This is a genomic window from Methylobacter sp. Wu8, assembly GCF_036440755.1.
GTDB lineage: Bacteria > Pseudomonadota > Gammaproteobacteria > Methylococcales > Methylomonadaceae > Methylobacter_A > Methylobacter_A tundripaludum_A.
In genome coordinates, this window is the sequence record NZ_JAZGVT010000018.1 from 1 (window position 1) to 10,337 (window position 10,337).

General features: G+C 52.2%; 12 protein-coding genes and 1 CRISPR repeat array. Of the genes, 5 read left to right on the forward strand and 7 right to left on the reverse strand.

Annotated features, from left to right (window positions below; translation table 11 throughout):
- Window positions 1-139 precede the first annotated feature (139 nt).
- The 5 genes from V3O24_RS00680 to V3O24_RS00700 all read right to left on the reverse strand — a co-directional run bounded on the left by V3O24_RS00680 (window position 140) and on the right by V3O24_RS00700 (window position 3,964).
- Window positions 140-535, reverse strand: a complete 396-nt coding sequence (locus V3O24_RS00680; RefSeq protein ID WP_331305702.1) for a hemerythrin domain-containing protein — start codon at window positions 533-535, stop codon at window positions 140-142.
- 144 nt (window positions 536-679) lie between these two features.
- Window positions 680-1,300, reverse strand: a complete 621-nt coding sequence (locus tag V3O24_RS00685) for a glutathione S-transferase family protein (protein WP_331305703.1) — start codon at window positions 1,298-1,300, stop codon at window positions 680-682.
- 32 nt (window positions 1,301-1,332) lie between these two features.
- Window positions 1,333-1,791, reverse strand: coding sequence for an amine oxidase (locus V3O24_RS00690; protein WP_331305705.1), 459 nt, complete (start codon window positions 1,789-1,791; stop codon window positions 1,333-1,335).
- Between the two features lie 78 nt (window positions 1,792-1,869).
- Window positions 1,870-3,573, reverse strand: coding sequence for an ATP-binding protein (locus V3O24_RS00695; protein ID WP_331305706.1), 1,704 nt, complete (start codon window positions 3,571-3,573; stop codon window positions 1,870-1,872).
- 142 nt (window positions 3,574-3,715) lie between these two features.
- Entirely contained in the window at window positions 3,716-3,964 is a 249-nt protein-coding gene (locus V3O24_RS00700; protein ID WP_331305707.1) for a hypothetical protein, read from the reverse strand.
- Between the two features lie 81 nt (window positions 3,965-4,045).
- Here V3O24_RS00700 and V3O24_RS00705 point away from each other — a divergent pair, with 81 nt between their 5' ends.
- The 5 genes from V3O24_RS00705 to V3O24_RS00725 all read left to right on the forward strand — a co-directional run bounded on the left by V3O24_RS00705 (window position 4,046) and on the right by V3O24_RS00725 (window position 8,529).
- On the forward strand, window positions 4,046-4,924 hold the full coding sequence (locus V3O24_RS00705; RefSeq protein ID WP_331305708.1) for a GNAT family N-acetyltransferase: 879 nt from the start codon (window positions 4,046-4,048) through the stop codon (window positions 4,922-4,924).
- A complete protein-coding gene (locus tag V3O24_RS00710; protein ID WP_331305709.1) occupies window positions 4,924-5,772 on the forward strand; it encodes a lysophospholipid acyltransferase family protein in 849 nt (282 codons plus the stop codon). The genes V3O24_RS00705 and V3O24_RS00710 overlap by 1 nt, the downstream gene beginning before the upstream one ends.
- A 289-nt stretch (window positions 5,773-6,061) precedes the next feature.
- The gene (gene pssA, locus V3O24_RS00715) at window positions 6,062-6,574 is read left to right on the forward strand and encodes a CDP-diacylglycerol--serine O-phosphatidyltransferase (RefSeq protein ID WP_331305710.1); all 513 of its coding nucleotides are present in this window, start codon (window positions 6,062-6,064) and stop codon (window positions 6,572-6,574) included.
- Between the two features lie 109 nt (window positions 6,575-6,683).
- Complete coding sequence (locus V3O24_RS00720) at window positions 6,684-7,700, forward strand: M14 family zinc carboxypeptidase (RefSeq protein WP_331305711.1); 1,017 nt, start codon at window positions 6,684-6,686, stop codon at window positions 7,698-7,700.
- Window positions 7,693-8,529, forward strand: coding sequence for an alpha/beta hydrolase (locus V3O24_RS00725; protein ID WP_331305712.1), 837 nt, complete (start codon window positions 7,693-7,695; stop codon window positions 8,527-8,529). The genes V3O24_RS00720 and V3O24_RS00725 overlap by 8 nt, the downstream gene beginning before the upstream one ends.
- Before the next feature lie 250 nt (window positions 8,530-8,779).
- Here V3O24_RS00725 and V3O24_RS00730 read toward each other — a convergent pair whose 3' ends face one another.
- Window positions 8,780-8,917 carry a type II toxin-antitoxin system RelE/ParE family toxin gene (locus V3O24_RS00730; RefSeq protein WP_331305714.1) on the reverse strand — a complete coding sequence of 46 codons (138 nt, stop codon included), beginning with the start codon at window positions 8,915-8,917 and terminating at the stop codon, window positions 8,780-8,782.
- 114 nt (window positions 8,918-9,031) lie between these two features.
- A complete protein-coding gene (locus tag V3O24_RS00735; RefSeq protein ID WP_331305713.1) occupies window positions 9,032-9,229 on the reverse strand; it encodes a hypothetical protein in 198 nt (65 codons plus the stop codon).
- Window positions 9,230-9,293: 64 nt separating this feature from the next.
- Window positions 9,294-10,298: a CRISPR direct-repeat array (repeat unit 22 nt; unit sequence CGGTTCATCCCCACGGGTGTGG).
- Window positions 10,299-10,337 lie beyond the last annotated feature (39 nt).

Consider the following 10,337-nt stretch of genomic DNA (forward strand, 5'->3'; position numbering starts at 1 on the left):
CATGATCTTCATGATCTTCATGATCTTCATGATCTTCATGATCTTCATGATCTTCATGATCTTCATGATCTTCATGATCTTCATGATCTTCATGGTAATAAAAACATTACACTGCACCCGCAGCAAGGTCGCATCAATCTTACGCTTCGGTCTGCTTGTTGATGTGCGCCGCCAGCGCGCTGTCCATCGTCGCCACATGCAGTCCGAACCATTGCGGGAGACGGTCTTTGACAAACGAGCGGCCGAATGCAATCAATCCTTTATCAACCCGCGATTTGAATTGCTTGAATTCTCCGAGCACACGCTGATGTTCGCCTTTGTGTTCAGTCTCTCCCGGATAAGAAAATTGCTTCATCAACTCATTCTCCCGTTCAAAATGCCGTTCGCTCTGCTCGTACAATTGCTGGAACAGGGCCGGAAAATTCGCATTGTCGGCTGCATCCAGCTTGTTTAACAGACCGATAAATTCATCATGATCGTTATCAATCAGGTCATAGCCTACGATAAGAGCCCCGGTTTTTTCGATCAATGTCATTTTATGTTCACCTCATTTGTTATTGGAAAACGGGTTCAATACGGGCCGTTAATTCTAAAAACCGCAGTTGGCGGGTGTGAGGGCCGTTCGTACTGAGCCTGTCGAAGCATGAATGGCCCGGAACGCCAGACTGCGGTTTTCAGGCTAATCCAACCGATAGCCTTCTTCCATCAAGACTCGCCTTACCACAGGACGCTCAAGCATCAAGTCATAGTGTTTTTGGCAATTTTCCGGCAGCACGATGCCGGTTTTGTAGGCCCAAAATTCGACATAAAACAAAGCGGCATCGGCGATAGTGAAGGCGTCCATGACATAGCCTTGAGGCGACAGAACACCGTTAATGACGGCAAAACCGCGCTTAACGATGTCCATGCCTTGGATTCTCACGGCTTCAAAATCGGCTTCGTTGAATGCAAACCGGTCGGTCGTAAAAATCCGGGTAAAACCCTGACCGTGAACAGTGCCGACGACATAATCCATCAGCTCAATGACGCGCGCGTCGCCGTCCGGGTCGCCGGGCAACAGTTTGGCTTTGGGGTAGCTTCGCGCCAGCCAATAGGCGATTGCTTGAAACTCGGTCAGTGCTGTGCCGTCGTTACGCACCAGCGTCGGGATCGTGGCTTTGGGGTTCAACGCAAGATATTCCGGCTTGTTTTGGTCCCCGGTCATTAGATTGACCAGATGCGCTTCGAAAACCAGTTCCAGTTCTTCCATTAAAATATGGATGCCTGTCGAGCAGGAGCCGGGCGTTAAATACAATTTCATTCAATTTTTCCTGTGTGATTCAAAAGACAGCTTTATCCGCATTCCAGAAAATGCCCATTAACATTCAAGGCGAAGTTCCGCCAAAGCCCGGCGATTTCGTGTTTCACCTCGTTAACGTAAGCTTTGTCCGGTTTATGTTCATCCGGGAAATTGGACAAGGCGCAGGAGGTGCGGTGCTTATCGACAACGAACACTAAAAAATCGTCGACGAATCCGTCGAAAGCCGTCAGCGCTTGCCGGGTTAATTCCGATAAGCCTCGATTGACCGGCGTCGCGGCGCTGTCGAATGGCAGCGTTTTCAAGTGGGCGAGCGCCTCGTCATAAGCTTGCGTCAAAACCGCCGACACATTGCGTTGAAAACAGCCGTCCCATTGTTGCCTGGACAAATCCTGAGCAAGCAGCTGTTGGTATTGTGCTTTTAACGCCGGTTTGCAGTCGTCTATATACCGGCAAAATTGAGCGATGCTGTCGGCGTTTGGGTTGATGGTCATAAACTTGCCCTTCTATCTTGATCAATAGTTCCCACGCTCCGGCTCGGGAATTCTGTCTGCAACACTACAGCGCTCCCGTCAATCTTGATCCACACCCGCCAATTCCAGCCCCCGAAACACCGAACAACGCTTGAACACTTCCAAACTCGGCTCCAACTGCTTTTGCAGGCAAAACTTCGCGACCAGTTTGGTCAAGCCCTTGATGTCGCGGCCGGTCGCGGTTGGGAACAATTCGGCCAACTGCTCGATCAACGCCTGATCCAGCGGCAACGCAAACTGCTCGGTCATCACTCCCCAGATTTTGCGGCGGTCGGCGCTGTTCGGGGCATGGTATTTGATCATTGCAATGCAGCGGGAAATAATCGCTTCGTCGATGTCGTCGACGCGGTTGGTGGTTAAAAACAGCAGGCCGTTGAAATATTCCAGCACCCGCAAAAACACGCCGACCACGGCGTTGGAGGCCAGATTGTCGCTACGGCGCTTGATGTAGACGTCGGCCTCGTCGATCAGCATGACCGCACCCCAGCGCTGGGCGCGGATCAGCGTTTCTTTCAGCACTTTTTCCATTTCCGCGACATTCAGGCCTAATTGCCCGGAATGCACCCGGTACAGCGGACGCTTGATGATTTCCGAATAAACTTCGGCGGTCAGGGTTTTGCCGACTCCGGCAGGCCCCGCGCACAGCACCGTAGTGCCGCCGGATTTACCGGCGACGATGTCGTCCATCAGCATGTCCATTTCGGCGGTCAGGATGTCGATCAGGTCGGTCTGCTCCGGCGGCAAAATCAACTTTTGTTTCAACTCCGGCTGGTATTGGTAAGGGGCCATATCGTCGACATGCACCCAGACATGATGATGCAGTTCCAGGTGAAACATCAGGATGTAGCCGTGTACCGGCAACTCGGTGAATACGCCTTTGGGAATGTCGGCTTTCGAGGCTTCCATCGCGCTTTCTGTTTTGCTGTCGTAACGCATGCTGTTACCGGCCTTGCGCAGGTATTTGCCGAGGATGTCGCCGGATGCTTCCAATGATAAAGCCCGCTCGCTGAGGATGTTTTCGTCGTTAACCAAACGGCAGGCGCCGCCCGCGGACGACAGCACCACGGTGTTCTTGCGCGTCCAGTCGCTGCTGCGGTGGCTGGAGCTAGGATCTTCGACATAAACCGCGGTACCCCAGCCGGAAAACTGTTCGCCGTAGCGGCCGCGCCAGTCGAAATAACGCTCGGCGGCTTCGTCGTAAACGGCGATCAGCTCCGGCGTTTCCTTAAGATAGCCTTTCGCGGCGAAGATCTCAGGAATGGTTTGTCCGGCGATGTCCTTGGCGCGGATGACCAGCGTTTCAATCGCGATCTTGCCTTTGGCATTGGCTTTCAGCTCGATCAGGATGCGGCCCGCCTCTTCCTCGCCGGGCGGCGTGTAATCGAGCCGGGTAATCAAATAGGCACAGGTCCGGCCCTTGGCGTCGGCCTGGAATAGCCAGCCGCGTTCGGCGTCGTCGATCAGGTAGCGGGTGATGCTCGGCAGCACTTTCTCCAGTTGTTCGGCCTCGTAACGCTCGCCGCCGTCATGCAGCGCGGTTTGCAGGGTCGCCAGCAGCGCCGCTTGGCTTTTTGCGCCCGAGGATTGATACAGATCGTGTAAAAAACCCCATTCATCCGCGGCCAGTTGCCGGTAAAACACTTCGGCCCGGTTGCCGAATCGCAGTTGTTCTTTCAGGGCCGTTTGATGTGGGAAAGCTTCGATCAGGCTTTCGACATAACAGCGTTCGATTTGCAGTTTCATAGGAGCTCCTGCCCGGTTGTAATGGCTGCGTAGAGAATGCCGGCGTTTTGGCGACCGGATCTGTCAAGAAAAAGTTTCATCGTTGTTTGCCGGTGTAAATAACACTGCCAAGCAAAAACAGCGCCATGTACTGCGTGCTGATTTACCGGGAAGCGGGGCCGGTCAAGATGTCGAAAAGCCTACAATCGGCGCGCTTAAGGCGGTTTTGCGACAGCGCGGCCTTGCTGCCGTTGTAGCGGAACGGGCCATGCCCGCAATGAAGGAACAGCAAGCCTGTAATCGTTGGCCAAATGCCGCGGGCGCGGCCCGCTCCTACCGTATCATTGTGCTTAATTTCATGCCCCCTCGACTGCATAAGCAAATTGTCATCAAAACTTAACCGTTCTGTCATTTGATGTTCATCGATTCGACGCGAAACTGACATCTTTATTCACTAATGTACCCGCATCTTTATTTAACCATGTGGATACCCATGAACAACATAGATGCGACAATTCAGATCAAACCCGCCAAACGGCTGGAATGTTTTATTATCGCCAGGGATGGTGTGTATGCTGCAAGCCAGTCGGGAGCCGACGCACTGATCAAAGAAGCCCAAGCCTTACGTTTCCGCGTGTTTGCCAAAGAAATGGGCGCCAAGCTCAAAACCGAATCGGAAGGCCTGGATTATGATGAGGTCGATAGTTATTGCGACCATTTGATTGTCTACGACAACCTCAATAAAAAGATAGTCGGCTACACGCGCCTGCTTAACCAAGACCAAGCCGAAAAATTAGGCCGGTTTTATTCGCAAAGCGAATTCAATCTGGATCAGGTGTTAACGTTGCCCGGCCGCTTCCTGGAAATAGGCCGGACTTGCGTCGATCCCGATTATCGCGGCAGCGCGGTTTTAACCACGCTTTGGTCGGCGCTGGTGCAATACGCGCTCGAAGGGCGGTTTAATTACTTGCTCGGTTGCGCGAGCATTACGCCGGGCCCCAGCGGCTTTGCGGTGGATGCGGTTTACCGGAATATCGACGCAAAAAATATCGCCCCCTCCTCTATTCAAGTCACTCCCAGCATCGCCGTACCCCATGAATTAAGATGCGAACGGGACGAATCGGGCATTCCTCCGTTGCTGAAGGCTTATTTCCGTTTCGGCGCCGTGGTCTGCGGCGAACCTTGCTGGGATGAAGATTTTAACTGCATGGATTTATTCATGCTTTTACCGCTGGACCAATTGCAAGAACGCTACAGCAAACACTACATGCGCGGCTATGCCGAAAGCAGGCCGGGAACTGACGCGGCGATCGCCAGGGTCGGCTTGCATGCCGCCGACCCGTCGGGAGCAGAGCACGGCGCAGGCTGCTAATGAAAGCGAAAATACGGCTGTACTATAAACTTTTCCAGATCCTGATCCTGTTTATCAATGGACTGTTTCTAGCGGCGGGCGTTTTTCCCGTGCTTGGTTTTATCTATTCGGCGCGCGCCGCCAACCTCAAAAAGGATGCGATCAAAGCCCGCTGGCTGCAAAGGTTCAGCGCCATCGTCAACCTGCATATAAGCAAAGAGGGCGAGCTGCCGGAACGGCGCGCCATCCTGGTCAGCAATCACATCTCCTGGCTGGACATCATCGTTATCGGCCAATACTTACCGGCCTGTTTTGTCGCCAAGAGCGATATTTCAGGCTGGCCTGTGATCGGCTATCTGGCCAAACAAGGCGGCACTATTTTTATCCGCCGCGGCGATAAACAGCATATTCGAAGCACCGCCGAAAAGATGGCCTGGCTGTTAAAGCAAAACAGCAATATTATCGCTTTTCCTGAAGGCACCACGACTAAGGGCGATGAGGTGCTGAACTTTCACTCCTCCCTATTTCAGCCGGCGCTATTAACCCGGTCCGCCATTCAACCCGTAGCCCTTCAATATCAAGGCTCAGCCAAACAATACGCGCCTTTTGTCGGCGATGACGGCTTCGTGCCGCATTTAATCAAGATGCTGACCCTGGATAAAATCGAGGTGCGGCTTAGCTTTCTTCCTATCATCAACAGCTCGGGAAAAAGCCGCCATGCCGTCAGTATTGAAACCAGGGACCTGATTTGGGAAAAAATTTCCGAAAGTTCGCCGGCGGATAATTCAGACCGGGAGGGTTTTGGAGTTATCCAAGGAAGCATCTTCCTAAAAAAATCAGTTGGAACAAGTGAAATCCGTTCGTGCTGAGCCTTTCGGCTACGCTCAGGAGAGCCTTGTCGAATGGGGTGAGCGGATTTCACGCTCCCCCATTAGGGAAGCGCTGATTTAGTCCTTCGACAGGCTCAGGACGAACGGTAACGTATTAATTCCGTTCGTCCTGAGCCTGTCGAACCATGAACGGAAGTATTTTGTTCAGCGCTTCCTTAGGCGAGCATTCCAAACCCCGTTCGCCCTGAGCCCGGTCGAAGAATGAGCGGGGTTTGGAATGCTCAACTGGTTTTTCCAGGATCATCTAACGCCAACCACAGGCTACGCCATGAAAATTCTAAGTCTGATGAAAACTGCCGATATTTTTACCGTCGGAAACCTGTGCTGCGGCATCCTCTCGATTTTGCTGGCTATTGACGGCTTTTTTGATTTAAGCGCATTGCTGCTGTTTTTGGCGGTGGTGTTCGATGTGCTGGACGGAAAAATAGCCGGCCTACTGCATCAAAAGAATCTTTTCGGCAAACAAATCGACTCCATGTCCGACCTGGTATCCTTTGGCGTTGCCCCCGCCTTGTTGTTTTATTCGCTGAGCTCCCCCGGCGTTTTAGGAGTCGCAGTCGCGTTGTTTTTTGTCGCCTGCGGCATGCTTAGGCTTGCTCGCTATAATATTTCCGAAGGAACGGGGTTCGAAGGCGTGCCTATTACCGTGAACGGCGTTCTGTTCCCCGCGCTTTTTCTGCTTGTCGGCAGCTTCCCTCAAAGCCTGAATTATTGGCCGCTCGTTTTCTTAATTCAGGGTTTCCTGATGATCTCTACGTTTAAAATAGCGCGGATATTCTGATCGCCCGTCATTGAAAGTCTGCATGAAAAAGGAATTATTATCGCAACCTGTTTTTCCGGGAATGGGGTTATATTTGTTTTTTCGTAGACTATAACTGCTGATTCGGATTATGACTGGCATTAAATTCCCTGAACTCGAACAACTTGAACGCATTATTGAGCAATTAGGAGACCGCGCCCAAACCGAGGTCATAGAACGGATTCAATACCAAAACCTCGAATTCCCGATTCACTGCATCACACTGGGTTCAACCCAGCCCGATGTGCCTGTATTGGCCTTTTTCGGCGGCGTGCATGGCCTGGAGAAAATCGGTTCCGAAGTGATCCTGTCTTATATGGAAACCATCATCCAGTTGCTGGATTGGGATCAGGAATTCCTCGCCCGGCTAAAAAAATCCCGGCTGGTTTTTGTACCCATCGTCAACCCGGTCGGCGTTTATCTGGGTACGCGTTCTAACGGCAACGGCGTCGATTTAATGCGCAATTCGCCCGTAGAAGGCATAGGCTCGACGCGCCTTTACAGCGGCCACCGCATCACGCCACGCCTGCCCTGGTATCGCGGCAACGAATCCAAAATGGAAAAGGAAGCGCAAGCCTTATGCCGCGTCGTCGATCAACACCTGTTCAACTCGTCGTTATCCATTGCGCTGGATTTGCACTCGGGTTTCGGCATTCAGGACCGGTTATGGTTTCCGTATGCCTCGCGCAAAACCCCGTTCGCCTTTCTTGCCGAAACCCTGGCCTTGAAAGAACTGTTCGACCGTTGCTACCAACACCATATCTACAGGATTGAACCGACCTGCCTGGAATACGTCATTAACGGCGACCTGTGGGATTACCTGTTCGATGATTTTGTCCGGCGGTTTGAGGCCGAACGCTTATTCCTGCCGCTGACGCTGGAAATGGGTTCGTGGCTTTGGCTGCGCAAAAGCCCGATGCACCTGTTCTCGCGGCATGGCTTGTTTCACCCGCTGTTGCCTCACCGCCAGCAACGGATTTTCCGGCGGCATTTTATGCTGTTTGATTTCTTGCACCGCAGCCTGTTGTATCCCGAGAAATGGACCGGACTTAAACCGCGGCAAAAAGCGGCCTATGAAAAAAAGGCATTGGGTCTTTGGTATGAATAAAACGATTGGGAAAAACTGGATTCTGCTGAGAGGCTTGGCGCGCGAGTCGGCACACTGGGGCGATTTCATCCCACTTTTACAATCGGCGTTTCCAGACGCTCAAATAACGCTGATCGATTTGCCCGGCACCGGTTGTTTTTATCGGGAGCCCAGCCCGCGCACGATCAAGGCGATCACCGACAACGTGCGCCGCCATGCTTTGGAGCGGGGTTTCATACAACAACCGGCAACGATACTGGCGCTTTCGCTGGGCGCGATGGTCGCCTGGGAGTGGATGAGAAGCTATCCCGAAGATATTTGCGGCGCAACCCTGATGAACACCAGCTTTGCCGATTTAAGCCCCTTTTATCAGCGGCTGCGCTGGCAAAGTTATAAGGACTTTGCCGCTCTGGTTATGACCCGCGACATCTATAAACGGGAATCGGGAATTTTGCAGTTGGTCAGTAATCGCCGACATATCGCCAGGGATGGTGTGTATGCCGCAAGCCAGCCGGGAACTGGCGCGGCGCAGGATCAACGGATAAGCCGAGCCTGGGCAAAAATACACAATGAGCGCCCCATCAGCCTTAACAACAGCTTCCGCCAGATCATAGCCGCTGCAAGCTATCGGCCCGGCGATATAAAACCCAAGCAGCCGGTTTTATTATTAAACGGGCAAGGCGACCGCTTGGTCGCTCCGGCCTGCTCCGAGGCGATACACAAAAAATGGCACCTGGAGCTGCGCCGCCACCCCTGGGCAGGCCACGACCTGACGTTGGATGACGGAACATGGGTGGTGGAACGGCTGCAAGACTGGGTGGCTCAAAACAACTCAGGATACGGTCATTAATAACTTCCCGATATGGACCAGGTAAAATTTTTCCGTTCGCCCTAAGCTTATCGAAGGGTCAGCACGCACGGTTTGCCGATAGAAGACAGTAATTTCAGGAAGTTATTTTTAACCCAATCCTAATATTGGAAACAGGACACTTTTGACGACTTGTAAGTGAATATTTTCTAAGCTTTGAATGCTCTTTTATCCACCACGAACAACTTGTGTATAGCACAAAGCCATGCATACAGCCTGTCCTGCAATTAGGCTATAGCTTGTCGTAAATACCACTACGATGACCAAGACTTAAAACCAAAACTTTTAGTTCCTGGTCAGCAATGGTGTAAACAATACGATAATCCCCTACTCTAACTCGATTATAATTGGCATTGCCTTGCAGCTTAATGAGCCATAAGGACGCGGGTTATCGGCCAACGTTACGAAGGCGGCGAACAAACGCTTTTGTATGTCCTTGAGTAACTTAGCAAATTGCTTTTCAGCAAGAGGTTTAAGTGTAACTTTATAAGTCATATTTGGCTTTCAGCTCATCTAGCGAAATTTCGCCGGATTCTGACATGGCCAAATCGGCTCGCTGTATATCCAGTTTGTCACATAGATAACGCTCAATAAGCTGATCAAGAAAAGTTTGTATGGTTAAACCGGATTCCGTAGCGGCCTGTCGAATGCGTTGCTCTGTAGTGGGTTCAAGGTTAATCATAAAGACAGCCTCCTATGTATGTCTGTATACCAAAAAATCAAAAACACCATGACTCGTCAAAAACCGGTTCATCCCCACGGGTGTGGTGAACGCGCTTCTATGCCCATATAAGCGCTGGTATTGCCCGGTTCATCCCCACGGGTGTGGGGAACGCTCCTGCTCTTACACTGCGTCCACTGCTAGAGCCGGTTCATCCCCACGGGTGTGGGGAACGCGACTATGAGACGATCAAATGGTTGTGTCCTGTCGGTTCATCCCCACGGGTGTGGGGAACGCGACTATGAGACGATCAAATGGTTGTGTCCTGTCGGTTCATCCCCACGGGTGTGGGGAACGCAGCAGAGTTCGCAAAACGTTTTGCAGTTTTGTCGGTTCATCCCCACGGGTGTGGGGAACGCGAATAATCCCATTAGAATAATAATCCGGTTTTCGGTTCATCCCCACGGGTGTGGGGAACGCTGCGTGTATTTTAACCAGCGTCACCGTGTTGACGGTTCATCCCCACGGGTGTGGGGAACGCTACGACGCCACCGGCAACCGCGCCCCATTCGGCGGTTCATCCCCACGGGTGTGGGGAACGCGAACGATTCAATACCAACATCCTGCATTCTGGCGGTTCATCCCCACGGGTGTGGGGAACGCCGCCAATTTTAACACTAGGTCGTTTCCCTACGCGGTTCATCCCCACGGGTGTGGGGAACGCACGCGCCTCTTTTATTGAGCTGGTAATCATGGCGGTTCATCCCCACGGGTGTGGGGAACGCGGGGTAACAGATATTTCTAAAACGTTGTTCAACGGTTCATCCCCACGGGTGTGGGGAACGCGGCTGCCTGTTTGTCGAACAAGTGCGCCACGACGGTTCATCCCCACGGGTGTGGGGAACGCTTGCATCGGCTAAGCGTGAAAAAGCAGTAAGACGGTTCATCCCCACGGGTGTGGGGAACGCTAGGCCGTAATCATTTCCGTAAGTACCTAAATCGGTTCATCCCCACGGGTGTGGGGAACGCATTTAAACAGTTCAATATAAATCTACAGTTTTCGGTTCATCCCCACGGGTGTGGGGAACGCGCTGAATTCCTCCTAGTTCGTCATCAATACCACGGTTCA